Origin of the sequence: Sphaerisporangium dianthi (assembly GCF_042654065.1) — a bacterium.
GTDB classification, from domain to species: Bacteria; Actinomycetota; Actinomycetes; order Streptosporangiales; family Streptosporangiaceae; genus Sphaerisporangium; species Sphaerisporangium dianthi.
The window spans coordinates 1-14,617 of the sequence record NZ_JBHSFP010000005.1; the positions used below are offsets into that span (position 1 = coordinate 1).

General features: G+C 68.8%; 11 protein-coding genes. 8 read left to right on the forward strand and 3 right to left on the reverse strand.

Translation table 11 applies throughout. The features are described 5' to 3' along the window. From ACFO60_RS09820 to ACFO60_RS09845, 6 genes are all read left to right on the forward strand, one after another. On the forward strand, positions 1-607 hold a 607-nt coding region (locus ACFO60_RS09820; protein ID WP_380839346.1), incomplete at its 5' end, for a lectin. A gap of 145 nt (positions 608-752) precedes the next feature. After that, entirely contained in the window at positions 753-2,168 is a 1,416-nt protein-coding gene (locus tag ACFO60_RS09825) for an extracellular catalytic domain type 1 short-chain-length polyhydroxyalkanoate depolymerase (protein WP_380839349.1), read from the forward strand. A gap of 244 nt (positions 2,169-2,412) precedes the next feature. Continuing rightward, a complete protein-coding gene (locus ACFO60_RS09830) occupies positions 2,413-3,807 on the forward strand; it encodes an SPFH domain-containing protein (protein ID WP_380839351.1) in 1,395 nt (464 codons plus the stop codon). A gap of 262 nt (positions 3,808-4,069) precedes the next feature. Beyond that, the gene (locus tag ACFO60_RS09835) at positions 4,070-4,681 is read left to right on the forward strand and encodes a hypothetical protein (protein WP_380839353.1); all 612 of its coding nucleotides are present in this window, start codon (positions 4,070-4,072) and stop codon (positions 4,679-4,681) included. After that, positions 4,678-6,996 (forward strand): hypothetical protein, encoded by a 2,319-nt coding sequence (locus tag ACFO60_RS09840; protein WP_380839354.1) that lies wholly within the window; start codon positions 4,678-4,680, stop codon positions 6,994-6,996. The genes ACFO60_RS09835 and ACFO60_RS09840 overlap by 4 nt, the downstream gene beginning before the upstream one ends. Positions 6,997-7,322: 326 nt before the next feature. Beyond that, complete coding sequence (locus tag ACFO60_RS09845) at positions 7,323-8,168, forward strand: hypothetical protein (RefSeq protein ID WP_380839357.1); 846 nt, start codon at positions 7,323-7,325, stop codon at positions 8,166-8,168. Here the strand turns inward: ACFO60_RS09845 and ACFO60_RS09850 are convergent. The 3 genes from ACFO60_RS09850 to ACFO60_RS09860 all read right to left on the reverse strand — a co-directional run bounded on the left by ACFO60_RS09850 (position 8,065) and on the right by ACFO60_RS09860 (position 12,755). Then, on the reverse strand, positions 8,065-8,493 hold the full coding sequence (locus ACFO60_RS09850; protein ID WP_380839930.1) for a TauD/TfdA dioxygenase family protein: 429 nt from the start codon (positions 8,491-8,493) through the stop codon (positions 8,065-8,067). The two genes, ACFO60_RS09845 and ACFO60_RS09850, sit on opposite strands and share 104 nt — an antisense overlap. Positions 8,494-8,574: 81 nt before the next feature. Continuing rightward, complete coding sequence (locus ACFO60_RS09855) at positions 8,575-10,464, reverse strand: RiPP maturation radical SAM C-methyltransferase (RefSeq protein WP_380839359.1); 1,890 nt, start codon at positions 10,462-10,464, stop codon at positions 8,575-8,577. A 140-nt stretch (positions 10,465-10,604) separates the two neighbouring features. Then, entirely contained in the window at positions 10,605-12,755 is a 2,151-nt protein-coding gene (locus tag ACFO60_RS09860) for a B12-binding domain-containing radical SAM protein (protein ID WP_380839361.1), read from the reverse strand. 250 nt (positions 12,756-13,005) lie between these two features. On the opposite strand from ACFO60_RS09860, the gene ACFO60_RS09865 reads away from it, so the two are divergent. Together ACFO60_RS09865 and ACFO60_RS09870 are read left to right on the forward strand one after the other, a co-directional pair. After that, the gene (locus ACFO60_RS09865) at positions 13,006-13,194 is read left to right on the forward strand and encodes an aroma-sacti cluster domain-containing protein (RefSeq protein ID WP_380839362.1); all 189 of its coding nucleotides are present in this window, start codon (positions 13,006-13,008) and stop codon (positions 13,192-13,194) included. A 166-nt stretch (positions 13,195-13,360) separates the two neighbouring features. After that, positions 13,361-14,617 (forward strand): radical SAM protein, encoded by a 1,257-nt coding sequence (locus ACFO60_RS09870; protein WP_380839364.1) that lies wholly within the window; start codon positions 13,361-13,363, stop codon positions 14,615-14,617.

Genomic DNA, 14,617 nt, shown 5'->3' on the forward strand with positions numbered 1-14,617 from the left:
GAGCAAGGTCAACGCCGGCAAACACGTCCATCTGGTCGACATGCACGCCGCGCTGACCACCGCCGACCTGATCGACGGCATCCACCCCACCTCCGGCGGCTACGACAAGATGGCCGCCACCTGGTACAACGCCCTGCTGTCGGTCCCCGGCACCATCGGCCAGCCAGGCGGCGGCACTCCCACCCCCACTCCCACCCCGAGCCCGACGCCGACGTCCTCGTCCACCAGCGCGATCCGTGGGGTGGGCTCGGGCCGGTGCCTGGACGTCACCGGCGTCTCGCAGACCAACGGCACGCAGGTGCAGATCTACGACTGCAACGGTCAGACCAACCAGCAGTGGACGCTGACCGCCGCGAGCGAGCTGCGGGTGTACGGCGGCAAGTGCCTGGACGTGGACGGCGCGAGCACCGCCGACGGCGCCAAGGTGCAGATCTGGGACTGCAACGGCCAGAACAACCAGAAGTGGCGCTTTAACAGCGACGGCACGATCACGGCGGTCGGCGCGAACAAGTGCCTGGACGTGCCGAACTACTCCACCGCCAACGGCGTGAAACTGCAGATCTGGTCCTGCGGCACCGCCGCTAACCAGCGCTGGACACGCGTCTGACCGACGAGCCCCCGCCGGGGCGGCCCGAGCCGGCCGTCTCGACGGGAGCCGGCCTTCGCGGCCCGAAGCCGGCGTGCCGAACCCGCGCTGTCGCGTGGGGGTGCGCGTCTCCGCGAACATCTCCCGCACGGCGAAAGGACCAAGCGTGAAACGTAGGATCAGGGCCCTGTTGGCCGCCGCCGCGTTGCTCCTGGTGGCCGCAGGCACGCTCCTGGCGGTCCGGCCCGCCGCGGCCGCGTCGCTCACCCGGGTCACCGGCTTCGGTACCAACCCGACGAACCTGAACATGTACATCTACGTGCCGGACCGGGTCGCGGCACGACCGGCGCTGCTGCTCCTGGTGCACTATTGCAGCGGCTCGGCCAGCGGCATCTTCAACGGCAACGGGCACGACTACGTGACCGCGGCCGACCGGTACGGGTACGTCATCGTGCTCCCCGAGGCCACGCGCAGCGGATCGTGCTTCGACGTCTCCACGGCGAACGCGCTCAAGCGCAACGGCGGCAGCGACTCCACCGGCATCATGTCGATGGTCTCCTACGCCCGGCAGCGCTACAACGTCGACCCCGGACGGATCGTGGTCAGCGGGTTCTCCTCCGGCGCGATGATGACCAACGTCCTGGCAGCCCAGTACCCGGATGTGTTCTCGGCCGCCTCGGCGTTCTCCGGCGTGCCCGCCGGGTGCTTCGCCACCACCGACGGGTCGTTGTGGAACAGCCAGTGCTCGGGTGGGAACCTCATCAAGACCGCCCAGCAGTGGGGCGACCAGGCCCGCGCCATGTATCCCGGATACACCGGCGGCTACCCCCGGATACAGCTGTGGCACGGCACCACCGACACCACCCTCGCCTACCCGAACTTCGGCGAGGAGATCAAGCAGTGGACCAACCTGCACGGGCTCTCCCAGACCCCGGCGTTCACCGACCGTCCGCAGTCGAACTGGACGCGCACCCGGTACGGCAACACCGGCACGCAGGCCACCATCGAAGGAATCAGCATCAGCGGCGTCGGCCACCAGCTGCCCATGAGCGGTCAGCTGGCCTACGCCATCGCCTTCCTCGGCCTCGACGGCACCACGACCCCGACCCCCACGCCCACCCCGACGCCGACCCCCACTCCGACGCCCACGCCCACGCCCACGCCCACGCCGACTCCTACGCCGACTCCTACGCCTGGTGGCAGCGGTCCGATCAGGGGTGTGGCCTCCGGTCGTTGCATCGACGTGCCGAACGCCACCACCACCGACGGCACCCAGGTGCAGTTGTGGGACTGCAACGGCCAGACCAACCAGAGCTGGAGCTCCACCTCGGCCGGTGAGGTCCGGGTGTACGGCAACAAGTGCCTGGACGCGGCCGGCACCGGCAACGGTGTGAAGGTGCAGATCTACTCCTGCCACGGGGGCGCCAACCAGAAGTGGCGGGTGAACTCCGACGGCAGCATCGCCGGCGTGCAGTCCGGACTGTGCCTGGACGCGGCCGGCGCGGGCACCGCCAACGCCACGAAGATCCAGCTCTACACCTGCCACGGCGGCAACAACCAGAAGTGGACCTGGACCCGATGACCCACACCCGGCGCGAGCGGTCCTGACCACTGCTTCCGCCGGATCTGGGAGGCGAAACCGGACGGGTGTGACTCACGGCATTCGCCGATGACCTGGGCATCCTCCACGGAGGATGCCCAGGGTCATTTCCGTCCCCATGTGCGGCTTCGTGGCGGGCCCTTCGCCCGGTCGACATATTGCTTGCGGTGGTTCGGCGGTGTGGGCGAGACTCGTCGGCGATCGCATAAAAGGGGCGGAGGAGACGATGAGCGCCGCCGGCAAGGGCAATGCCTACCTGGAGCAGGTCGTCGCACAGCAGGCGGTGCTCGAAGATGATCTCAAGGCGCGCCGTGGCGCCGCCGCGCCCGCCGCCGTGGCGCTCGCCGTGAGTCCGCCGGCCAGGCGCGAGCGGGCTTCGGGCGGAGCCGACTCCCGCAGGTCGACGCCGGGGCCGGTGGATGTGCGGATCACCGGCTTCTGGCGGTGGAAGAACGTCCTGGTGCCGCCCAACGCGTTCGTGGTGCACACCCGGCGTGGCAGGGAGAAGCCGCTGCACATCGGGCTCGGCGTGTCGTTCCGCTTCAACCCCGCCATCGATTCCTTCCTGGTGGTGCCCGGAGCCACCCAGACGATCCTGATCAACGCGTACTGCATCTGCCGGGAACTGCAGGGTGTGCTGGTGCAGGGCTACGTCCAGTGGATCATCCAGGACTTCGGCATCGCCTACCGCAAACTGGACTTCGGTGACCCGGAGGACCCGATGCGGCTGGTGAACCTGCAACTGCGGGAGCAGGCGGAGGCGGCGATCAAGGACAAGGTCGCGACCATGGGCGTAGGCGACGTGCTCAGCGACAAGCAACCCATCATCGAGGAGCTGACCGCTCGGCTGCGCGCGGTGGCCGAGGGTGCGGACGACAGCGACCAGGGGCTCGGCCTGCGCATCGTCACCGTCCAGATCAAAGAGGCCGTCGTCAGCTCGTCGCGGCTGTGGGAGAACCTGCAGAAGCCGTACCGGGCCGAGCAGGGGCAGATCGCCCGGCTGGCCGAGCTGCAGGCCGAGGAGGCCATCGCACAACGCGAGATGGCGACCGAGCGGCTCAAGGAGACCCAGCGCCTGGAGTACGAGCGGGAGCTCGCCGAGCTGCGGGCTCGCAACGAGGCGTCGCAGTTCGACACCGAGGCCGCCGAGCGGCTACGGCGCACTCAGCGGGAGCACGACGACGCCAGGGCGGTGGTGGAGCTGGAGACCGAGTCGACCCGGCACGCGCTGCGGATGGAACGCGAACGGCACGCGGAGGAGGCCGAGACCGGCAGGCTCCGGATCGACCGGGAACAGCAGCTCAAGCGCCTGGAACTCGACGGCGAGCTGGATCTGGCCCGCTCCAGGGCGCGGTCCGACCACGAGCGGGCGGTGCTCGAGCTGGAGCGCGTGGGGATGCGGGCCGAGATCGACAACCGGCAGAGCGCGGCCAGCCTGCAGGCCAAGCTGATCGGCCTGCTGCCCGAGATCATGGCGAAGCTGCCCAAGCCTGAGGAACTGCGCACGGTGACGATCAACGGCGGTGACCGGACCACGGTGTCAGGCCTGCTGGCCGAGCTCGCCATCGTGATCGGCACCCTGCGCTCGGCGGTCGCCGCCGACCGCCCGGACACGCATTAAGGCCGGAAGCGTATTCGCCGTAGAGGTGATCCGCGGACCACCGAATGGTCCGCCTGGTTGAGGGCTGTATCCGGGCGATCGTGAATACGCTTTTCGGCCTCCTTTTTGGGCGACATCCTATTAGAGTGCCTGCTTTTCGCGGTGCCGGACACTTTTTGGATCGGGAAACCGTTGCAGTGGTGGATGCTGCGATAAAGTGTCCAGGCCTTCGATATGCCGGTATCTCTGGACCGGCGAGATGCCTCCGGAAAGAAGGGGCCGCATGTTCGGGCGCGGAAGATCGAAGAAGGAACGGGCGGCGGCCCGCTTCGCCGAGGAAAGCGATCGCGCCGGACCCTCGTGGCAGGATCAACTGGACGTGGCCCGTGAAGTGGTCGCCTCCTCCTGTCCGGGCGAGCTTGAACTGTTCGATTGGGTGGCGGCCGAGTTCCGTAATGATCCCGGCCGTGTTCTCGGTGGGAAACGGCTGCGAGCCCCGATAGGCGCGGGCGTCGATCTGAGCCTGCTGACCCCGTATGTCTTGTCGGCCGTGACGTTTCTGTTCGCGGCGGTGACCGCTCGCGTCGTCGACCGGGGCGCGGACGCGGCGATCGACAAGATCGGGCGCGCCGCTCGCGACAAGCTCGCCATTCTGCTCCGGCGGCGCACCGACCGGCCAGGTGGCGACGATGTCGCGGTCGCGGAGACGAACGCGGGAGCGCACGGTGATCGCATCGCCTCGGCGAGGTTCACTCCGGCGGAGGAAGACGAGCTCCGCAAGGCATTGGTGGCCCATATTCTGGTTTCCAGCCTGACCGAGGATGAGACGCGCCAACTGGCCGAAGTGATGATCGACTGGCTGCGTCGGCGGGGTGAAACGGATCCGGAGGCGTGATCATCCGCCTGCGTCGGCGTCCCGACGGCCTCGCCCCTCGCTCTCCTCGTCCGGATCCGCTCGCCATGCCGTCGCCGGCCCGTGGCCGCTACCTGCTCCTGGTGATCGTCATGGTGCTGGCCGGAGCGTTCGTCGGCCAGAACCTCCACGACCAGATCTGGGGAAAGTCGTGGCAGCTCACGATGGAACGATGCACAAAAGAGGAGATCTGGGCACAAGCCGGGACGGGGCTCGCCGGTGACGACAAGAGCATCGTCGATCGTGCCGAGACGATCACCGGCGATTATCGGCGGCAAGTGGACTGCGCCGCTTCGGCCGAGCGGCGGCGGATGGTCGCGAATCTGGGCGGAGCGTCCGCGGTGCTGATACTCGGTGTCGCGTTGATGCTCCTGCTGCCCCACCGGTTGCTGCGCCGCGCCGGCCCGCTTCGCACTCCGCCCGCTTCCTGGGCCGCCCGCGTGGAGACGGAGGCCAGGGCCATGGGGCTACGGCGCGCGCCTGAGGTGGTCTTCGGATCGCTGCGGTCGCGCGAGCCGTTCACCGTGGACCGGCCCGGCCGGGCGCGCATCGTCCTGCCTCCCGGCATCGTGACCCTGCCGTCCGAGCAGGCCGACGCTGTCATCCGCCACGAACTCGCGCATGTGCGAGCCGGTGATGTCACGCTGGTCTGGCTCACGCGGGGGGTGTGGTGGGCGCTGCCTCCGATCTTGCTGATCCCCCCGGCCGTGACTTTCTGGCCGTTTCTCAGAACGCTCGCCGTCGCGGTGTTCACCGGCGGTGACACCATGACGGCGAAGCTGGGCCTGGTCGGATCGGTGAGCCTGGGAATGGCGCGCCATCCCATCGTGGCCGACTACGGTCCGCGGGCGGTCCTGTTGCTCGCCCTGTCGGCGGCGGTCGCCCTGGCGGTGCTGCGCTCCCGTGAGCACGAGGCCGACATGCGAGCCGCTCAAGGCCCGGCCGGTGGGCCACTCGCCGATCTCCTGCGCGGGCGACCGGAGACGCACCACTCTTGGTGGCGGCGCCTGAGGGCGATCCATCCCGTTCCCTCCCGTCGCCTGGCCGCCCTGGAACGCCCGGTCGAGGCGCTGGGCAGTCCCGCCATCGACGCCTTCGTCGTGGCGATGCTGGCGACCGTGGTGGCACGCGATCTGTCCTCCATGGCGCCGTACGGTTTCGGAGAATCTCTCGGGATGACAGTCGACGAGAAGCGTGCGGCCGGGCTGATCGCCGGATCGGTCCTGGCGCTGGGCTGGGGTACGGCGCTGTGGCGGACAACCGCGGCCGCGCGAATCGAAAGCGAGGCCGTTCGCACACGGCGGGTGACCCTCGCGATTTGCGGCGGTGCGCTTCTCGGGCAGATGGTCTCCATCCGGAACACCGCCGCGATCACGCAGGCCCTTTTCTGGACATCGAACGCCTTGATGTTCTTGATCTTGCCTGTGGTGCTGGCCGGCGCGGGTGCGTGCAGCATTGTGTTCGCCCGGAGGTGGGCCCTGCTCGACCACGCCGGCCGCCTCACCCGGCAGGGCTACGCGGCCGCCATGGTGGTCAATGTCATGGTGTTCGTCGGCGGATTCTGGGTCGGCACGGATATCGCGACCTTCATGTCCATACGCGAGCAGTTCTCCGCCCGTCAACCTGATTCCGGCGCCTGGGTGCGCGCGTATGTGGCCACGGGCGTCTTCTCCAACCAGGAGGTTCTCAACACGGTGGTTCTGGCGGCCATGGCCCTGGTGGGGTGGTGGTGGATCACCCGATCGCGCGAGCTCTCCCCTTCCCCTCCGGTCGAGGGTGACGCGGCGCACGCCTCCTCGTCATGGCTGTATGCCGGATTCATCGCATCCATGAGTTGCGCCGCGGCGGTCGCCGCCTCCGCCGTGCGCTGGATGGCCGGCTCTCCTGTGGAGAAGGGCGTCCAGTTCTACACGTTCCAGTTCCATGTTCTGGTGCCGGTCTGCGCGGGTGTGGCCTGCCTGAGCGTGCTGTTGATCTTGGAGGGTAAGGCCGGATTGGTGCCGGGGATCGCCGCGGCCACGGTCGCGACCGCATCATCGGCGGCAACGGTGTGGTTCCACCGTCTCGCGACCTGGTCCCACCCCTTGCGGGCGATGCATGTACTGGGCGCCGACGCGCTGAGCATGACTCTTGTCGTGGTTCTCACCCTCGCGCCTCTCGCGGCGTTCCTCCCGTCGCGCACGCCGTCCCACCGGCCGTCCGTCCGGTGGGCGGCGGTCGCCGCCACGGCGCTGCTGACCGCCACGCTGGGTATCACGCTTCTGAATTCCGGCACCCTGCTCCTTGTGGGTGGATGACCGGGCGAACGGACGCTCACGCATCAATAGAGCCGGCCGTGTTCCGATTTAAAACAGGCCGGCAATGCCTCCTGCCTGTCGATAACGTCTCGGACCGTCAGGCCGAATTTCGAGTAAGGCGAAGAGTGTCAGGGATATTGCCGGTCCGGCCGCGGGCTCGGTGGCGAGCGAATAGCAGGTGGTGTCAGAAAGCGGTCATCGATATTGTCGGGACGGCGGCGGCGGTACACACTCTGGGGAAAGAGGCCCGGCCTTTACCTGACGGAGGTGCCGTGAACAGACCGCTGATCAAAGTTCATAGGACAGGGAACCCGATTCTCAGGAGGGTGTTCTCCGCCGCCGTCGCGGTGCTCGCCGTGGCATTCCTCTGCGTGCCGCCCGCCGCCGCCCTCGCGCTGCCGACGCCGAAGAGCCTGACCGCCTTCCTGGACCTCGAGTGCTTCAAGACCAATCCCTACCAGCCGCCGGCCACCACGCTGACGCTGCGGCACATCAACCCCGTGCTCGGCAACCTGCCGATCGAGACCGTCACCCTCGGCCAGCGTGAGCAGCTGTGCGTCCCGGTCGCCAAGAACACCCAGGTGCCGCCGTCGCCCGCGCTCGACTTCATCAAGTACATCGACCTGGCCTGCTACCGGATCTCCGGCACCACGGTGAGCACGGGCCTTGTGCTCAGCCACCTCAACCCGCTGTTCCAGAACCTGCCGCGCACGCAGATCTCCCTGAACACCCCGCAGCAGCTGTGTGTGCCGGTCATCAAGAACAACGTGGTCCCGCCCACCGAGGTGCTGTCACTCGTCCGCCACATCGACCTCAAGTGCTACGCCATAACCCCGAACACCCCGTTGAACCAGCAGCTGTCCCTGCGCCAGCTCAACCCGGTCCTGACCCCGGTGATCCCCACGCACGGCGCGCAGGTCCTCTACGCCCGCCAGCTGTGCGTCCCGGTGCAGAAGGCCGGCGACAACATCCCGACCGAGGTGTTCAACATCGTCCGGTGGATCGACCTGGAGAAGTTCGACCTGGTCACCCCGGCCCTGCCCACGGTCTCGCTGACCCTGCGGCACATCAACCCCGTCCTCGCCGGCCTCCCGGCCGAGCAGGCCATCCTCTCCGGCGCCTCGCAGCTGGCTCTGCCGGTCGCCAAGAACGGCAATCTCCCCCCGGGCTGACGCCCTGACCCAGAGCCCTTCCACCCCGCGCCTGTGGAAGGGCTCTGCCGTGCGCGCCGCGACGGACGCACGGCCCCGGCCGCGAAGCGCGGCCGGGGCGTCGCGGCCGGGTGGCGGCCACCGTGTTGGCCCACAGCGTGTCGCCGCCCACGGGCGGCACCGTGACCGCGCGCAGCACCGAGGCGAGCGGCGGCCGGTCCACGAAGGTGACGTCGGTGTGCCACCGGTCGACCTTCTGGCCGTGCCGGTAGTCCAGGTCGAGGATGTGCGCGTTCTCGTCGAGCGAGGGGACGGTCGGATGCGCGGTGGTCGGCTCGCCGAGCAGCCGGGCGAACGACCTGGGCCCCCTCCGTGCGGTGGAGGGGGCCCAGGTCGTCTCCGGGCCGCGGCCGGACGTGGTCTCCCGTTACCAGCCCTGGTTCTCGGGAAGGGCCAGCGACAGGTACTTCTCGTCCTCGGAGACCATCACGCCCGAGCGGCAGCACTCGTCCAGGAACGCCGTGACCTCGCTCAGCGACACGTCGAACCCGCGGTCCAGGAGTGTCTGGTGGACGCGCTTCCGGCCGCGGGCGGTGTCCCCGCACGCCTCGTACGCCTCGCCGTGCCAGCCGTGGAGCACGGCCTTGCGGGGGCTGCCCGAGCGGGTGTCGATGATGCTCACCTTGCCGGGCAGGCGCTGGTAGAACAGGACCGGCCGGCCGCCGCTCGCCCATCGTTCGCGCCAGCCCGCCACCGCGGAGGCGAGCAGGTCGTGGCTCTCCCGGGAGGCGACGTCCGAGGCCCCGAAGTCGAAGAAGTAGGCGATCCGCGAATGGTCGAGCTCAGGGGGGTACACGTACTTGTAGCTGGCCTGGGGGCGGATGTCCTCGATCGCGAACGAGGGGTCCATGAAGTAGGGGCTGAAGCGCTCGAGCCAGATGCCTATCTGGCTCGCGGGCGGCTGCAGGTGCTGGATGAGCGGGACGAGCTCCGCCTGCTCGGTGTAGTCGGTGTCGGTCTCGCCGGGGAAGCCGAAGAGGATGTGCCATTCCACGGAGATGCCGAAGTAGGCCGCCCACTTCAGCAGGCGTATGTTGATCAGCTTGGTCGAGCCCTTGCGCATCAGTTCGAGCACGTGGGTGTTCAGGCTCTCGATGCCGGGCTGGACCCGCCGGATGCCGGCGCGCCTCAGCAGCCCCAGTTGCTCGCGCGTCAGGTTGGCCTTGACCTCGAAGAACAGGTCGATGTCCCAGCGCCGCTCCACCAGCTCCGCGCAGAAGGAGGTCAGGTACTTCATGTCGAGGATGTTGTCCACCGCGTCGATGCGGCGCGTCGGGTAGGCGAGGAGGAGCTCTTCGAGGTCCTTCAGTGCCCGGTCGCCGGTCTTGGAGCGGTAGTCCATGCCGAGGGCGTTCAGCCCGCAGAACGTGCAGTGGTGCCGCTGGCCCCACCAGCAGCCCCGGGAGAACTCCACGGGGAGGCGGACGGCGTTGTCGCCCAGGACGCGCGAGGTGTCATGCCGCGCGAGGCTGCGGAAATAGTCGTGGTAGTCGGGCGCGGGCAGGTCGTTGAGGTCGTACGTGCGCGCCGCCTCGTCCGGCTCGTCCGGGAGCGCCCCCTGGCGGTGCACGCCCGGGATCGGGTCGCGGGTGCCCGCGGCGAGTCCGTGCAGCAGGGCGGGCAGGGCGATGTCGCCCTCACCGGACACCACGTAGTCGATCCACGGCAGCTTCTCGGCGTAGGCGACGCCCATCCCGGCGTCGAAGTTCGCGCCGCCGTAGATCAGCGGCAGGTCCGGGAAGCGGGCCTTGAGCCGGCGGCCCAGGGCGAAGGAGGCGGTGTTCTGCAGGAACGTCGAGGAGAACCCGACGGCGTCGTAGGACGCCCAGTCCACGGAGTCGACGCAGCCGTCGACCCAGGCGGGAAGGATCTCGCGGCGGAAGGCCACCAGCCGCGCGGGGCCGTCCGCAAGGATCCGCGACCAGCTCTCGGAGACCTCCGGGTACTCCGTGAAGTAGTCCGCCTCCGGCTCGATGTCGCCGAACGCCGCGTACGAGAAGAGCCATTCCCCCAGCTGGTGGAACCGGTCGTCGTTCATCTCGGAGATCCGGTCGTAGATCCGGTTCCCGAGCAGGGCGCTCAGTTCGAGGTTGAGGTACAGCGCGTCGCAGTCGTGACCGGCCCGCTTGACGATCGCCTGCAGCAGACCGCACTGGATGGAGGGCGCGTCGGCCCAGGACCACGGCATGTTGACCAGCGCGACCCGCAGACGCCGCGGCGGGGGAGGTAGAACCGGCCGGGACCGGTCCTTGGACACCAGTGGCAGCGTTCTGGCCTTCGCCACGGAGTCCGCCGGTTCACCGGCACCAGGCCTTGGATTCAATGTTCCCTCCTCCGCGGCGAACGCCGTCGAGCAGTGGGTGGGCCCTCTGAGAGTGATCGATCCTTGTGAAGCGGCTAGAAGTCGCCGCGAGCCTGCGCGGTGAGTTTGATGACCTGCCGGAGGCGGTCGGGCGCCAGCAGGCGGCCGGCCGCCGGGAGGGTGAAGGCGGTGCCGGAGGGCAGGACCGCCACCCAGCCGTCGCCGCGGCGCGCCTTCCCCCGTTCGCCGAGCCAGGGGCCCATCGACGCGCTGCTCGCGCCCCCGTCGCGTTTGAGCAGGAAGAACTGGTCGCGCAGGTCCTCGAACGCGGCGAACTCCTCGATGTTGGTGAACGGGATGGTGGAGTCCGTGATCGGCACGAGGTCGACGCGAGGGGCGTCGAGCGGGCCGCCGGGGGTGAGTCTCCGCCCGAACGCCGAGAAGTACAGCATGGTGTGCGCGGTGTCGATGCCCCCGACGAACGGCCGGTCGTCGGCTGAACGCCTGGTCGCCCGCATGCGGTCGTCGCCGGGCCGCCTGTCGATCTCGCCTGGCCACCTGGCGGACCCTTCGGCGCGATCCCGCCAGGGCAGGTAGCGGACGATGTCCTCGCTCGGCGGCAGCGGCACGATCTCGACGCCGAACGCGTCCGGACTCTTGGCGACGATGGAACCGGGCGTCAGGGAGAACGTGCCGATGCCGGCGATCGACCAGAGCTCCTCGTGCTCGATCAGGAAGTCGTACGTGCGCGCGGCCTCGTCGGCGCGCTCGCTGGGGAATCCGGTGAACCCCATCATCTGGGCGCCGATCCCGTGCTTCGCGAGCTCGGCGAGGATCTCGGGCACCTCCGCGATCCGCACCCCCTTGTCGATCAGGTCCAGGACCCTCTGGGAGGCGGACTCGTAGCCGAAGGAGACGGCGACGCATCCGGCGTCCCGCAGCCGCCGCGACATGTCGCGCTTGGGGAAGGTCCGTTCCAGGCGCAGCTCGGCGGACCACCGCACCGGGGCCGGCAGGTCCTTCATCGCGTCGCAGAGCAGGCGCAGGTACCGGGGGGACATCGCGTCCACCGCGAAGTACACCGTGCGGCCGATCTGGGTGATCTCCTGAAGGTCCTCGACGACCCTGTCGACGGGACGTTCCCGCGACGGCGACGTCGGCCGGTCGGAGTTGAGGCCGTAGTCGCAGAACGTGCACTTGTTCCAGTAGCAGCCCCTCGTGGGGCTGTACAGGACCACGGGCTCCGGCGACCAGTAGGAGTCCCAGTCCCAGACGTCGTAGGCCGGGGCCGGCAGTTCGGCCATGTTCTCGTAGTTGATCGACGAGGGGCGGGACGGCGCGTCCTCGCGGCTCAGCACTCCGGGGATCCCGGCGAGGCCGCGTCCGTCACGGACGGCGGCCAGGATGTCGCAGAAGGGCGTCTCCCCCTCGCCGGGGACGATGAGGTCCACGTCCGTGAACAGCCGCCAGTAGTCCCCGGGAACCCGGGCGAACCGGACGTGGTCGCACACCTCGGTGCCGCCGAACACGATGACGGCGTCCGGGCAGGCCGCCCGTGCCTGTCTCGCGAGGCGCAGGGCCATGGGCAGTTGCCCGGTGAAGCTGACCGAGAAGCCGATGAGCGGCCACTCGCGCTCCCGCAGGACCTCCTGGAAGGGCCCCTGGACGTAGGGATCGAACGGGCCGGTCAGGGCGTCGAGCACCGCGGCGTCGCACAGGTCCTCGTAGCACGACAGGTTCACCACCCCGCCGAGCCTGATCTGGAAGTCGGCGATGCTCTGCGGGGCGCCGTCGAGGCAGAGGAGCTCCTGCCAGCGTTTCATCGCGAGGACGGCCTGCCGGTAGGTCGGATAGTGGTAGAACGACGGGCCGTCCTTGAAGATCTCGACGGCCCTGCCGACGAAGTCGGGCGCCAGCCCCTGCGCGGCGAGGGCGGCCCGGTAGGCGAGTTCGTCCGCCCTGGTGACCTCGTCGGCCGCCTCGACGCGTTTCCTCGTCTGGGCCGCCCGGTCCAGCAGGTCGCCGACCTGCTCCGGGCGGGCGAGGTGGTTCAGCGCGTCGATGTTCGCGTCGAGGCAGCGGCCGCCGGAGAACCCCGCGCGCCGCGCCGCGCCCACGAGATACGGGATCGAATGGTACGGCTGCGTCGGGTCGGTCAGCGGCGGATTGATCAGCAGATAGGGAAGGTCGCTTTCCCGGCGCTTTCGGCTGCGAATCGGAAGGCTTTCGGTCAGGAATATGGTCACCCGTTCCTCCGTAATCGCGCCGGCATCGCCCGGCAGGGCGGGTGCCACCTTGATCGCGAGTTTCACATAACCAGGCGATATTTGGAAGCCGTGCCGATCGGGCCATTCTTAGGAGCACCGCCGAGTGATTTTAAGAACACTTCGCCGTGTCTCCTAAGAATCCGTTGGAGGTGGGGGCTGGACGGCGATCTGGGGGCGACCTATGTTCGCTGACGTAGCGGATATGATCCACGCCACCAGGAGGATCAGCATGTCTCAAGACCCACTCGCGCCGCTCAACGCGGCAGGTCTGCAGCGGCTGCCGGAACAGATGAGGGTCGTGTTCGAAGACCTCAGCCCGGAGGAGCTGCGGGTCGCGGGCGCCATTCAGGAACGGCTCAACGCGCTGGCGCCCGAGGTCGAAGGCCAGGTCAACGACAACAACAACTGTCTCTGCTAGCGACATTCCCGGCCCGCCTTCTCCAGTGGGCCGGGAAGCATGAGCGCTGAGAGGTAAGGACATGGGGGAGAAGGTCAGTCGCTATGTGGTCATGAGTGACCGCACTTATGGAGACGACGAAGGAATTCAGGTCCGAATCCTTTATGCGACGCGAACCGCGAAGCTGATGTTCGTCATCCCCCAGGTCGCCGACGCCCTTCGCAGGGGCGAGCTCGGCGAGATCTCGCCGGGCACCCTCGCCGAGTTCAGGAAGGCACAGGTCGTGGTGCCGGACGGGCTGGACGAGCTCGACGACATCCTCCAGCGCAACCGGACGGCCGCCCGCGACCCCTCGACGGTGAGCTTCATCCTGCTGCCGACGTCGTACTGCAACATGGGCTGCACGTACTGCGGCCAGGAGCACGTGCGCGGAGGGCTGACCGCCGACCACCGCGATCGGGTCCGGGCCCGGGTGCTGCGCGCCCTGCGGCTGCCGGCGAGCAGGCGGCTGGCCGTGGACTGGTTCGGCGCGGAACCGATGATGGGGTACGCGGTCATGCGCCACCTCGCCCGGGACTTCGTCCGGGCGGCGGACGAGGCGGGCGCCGAGTACACCTCGTCGATCGTGACCAACGGCAGCCTGCTGAACGCGAGGAACCTCGAGGTCCTCATCAAAGAGTGCCGGATCTCGAAGTTCTACCTCACCGTGGACGGCCCGCCCGACGTGCACGACGTCCACCGGCCGGCGAAGAGCGGCGCCGGGTCCTTCTGGAAGATCGTGCGCACCGTCCGCGCGGCGCTCGACAACGACGACTACCGGCACGTGACGTTCGACTTCCGGACCAACGTCGACGTGCACAACCAGGACAGCATCCTTCGCTACATCGAGCTGATGGCCGAGCTGGGGTTCCACCAGCCGAACGTGAACTTCACGCTCGCCCGCGTCCGCCCCTGGGGGAACGACGTCTCGGCCATCGAACTCGCGGGGGCGGAGTACGCCGAACGCGAGCTCGCGTGGCTGGCCGCCATGCAGCGGAGCGGCCTGCCCCACATGCGGATGCCCACGCTGGCCAAGAAGATCACCTGCCCGGCGGTGAAGCGGACGGCGGAACTGATCAGCGGCACCGGGAACATCTTCTCCTGCACCGACCACCCGCTCGTGCCGGAGGCGGAGCGGACCGCGGCGCTCGCGCACATCGGCCGCGAGGACCTTCCGGCCATCCGGCCGAAGGGCGAGTTCGACGACTGGCAGGACGAGATCGCGCAGGGCAGGTCCTGGTGCAGAGACTGCGTCTTCCTTCCCACCTGCGGAGGCTCGTGCCCGAAGGCGTGGCACGAGGGCAATCCGCCGTGCCCGAGCTACAAGCACAACGTCCAGGGACGGCTCGACCTCGTCGCCGAGCGCCTCGGCCTGCGGCCGATCCAGGCCGGGATGGCTCGATGA

Bases quoted from the DNA above. Each gene is read 5' to 3' on its own strand.
- ACFO60_RS09865 (WP_380839362.1), top strand. From the start codon at position 13,006: ATGTCTCAAGACCCACTCGCGCCGCTCAACGCGGCAGGTCTGCAGCGG.
- ACFO60_RS09835 (WP_380839353.1), top strand. From the start codon at position 4,070: ATGTTCGGGCGCGGAAGATCGAAGAAGGAACGGGCGGCGGCCCGCTTC.
- ACFO60_RS09830 (WP_380839351.1), top strand. From the start codon at position 2,413: ATGAGCGCCGCCGGCAAGGGCAATGCCTACCTGGAGCAGGTCGTCGCA.
- ACFO60_RS09870 (WP_380839364.1), top strand. From the start codon at position 13,361: ATGTTCGTCATCCCCCAGGTCGCCGACGCCCTTCGCAGGGGCGAGCTC.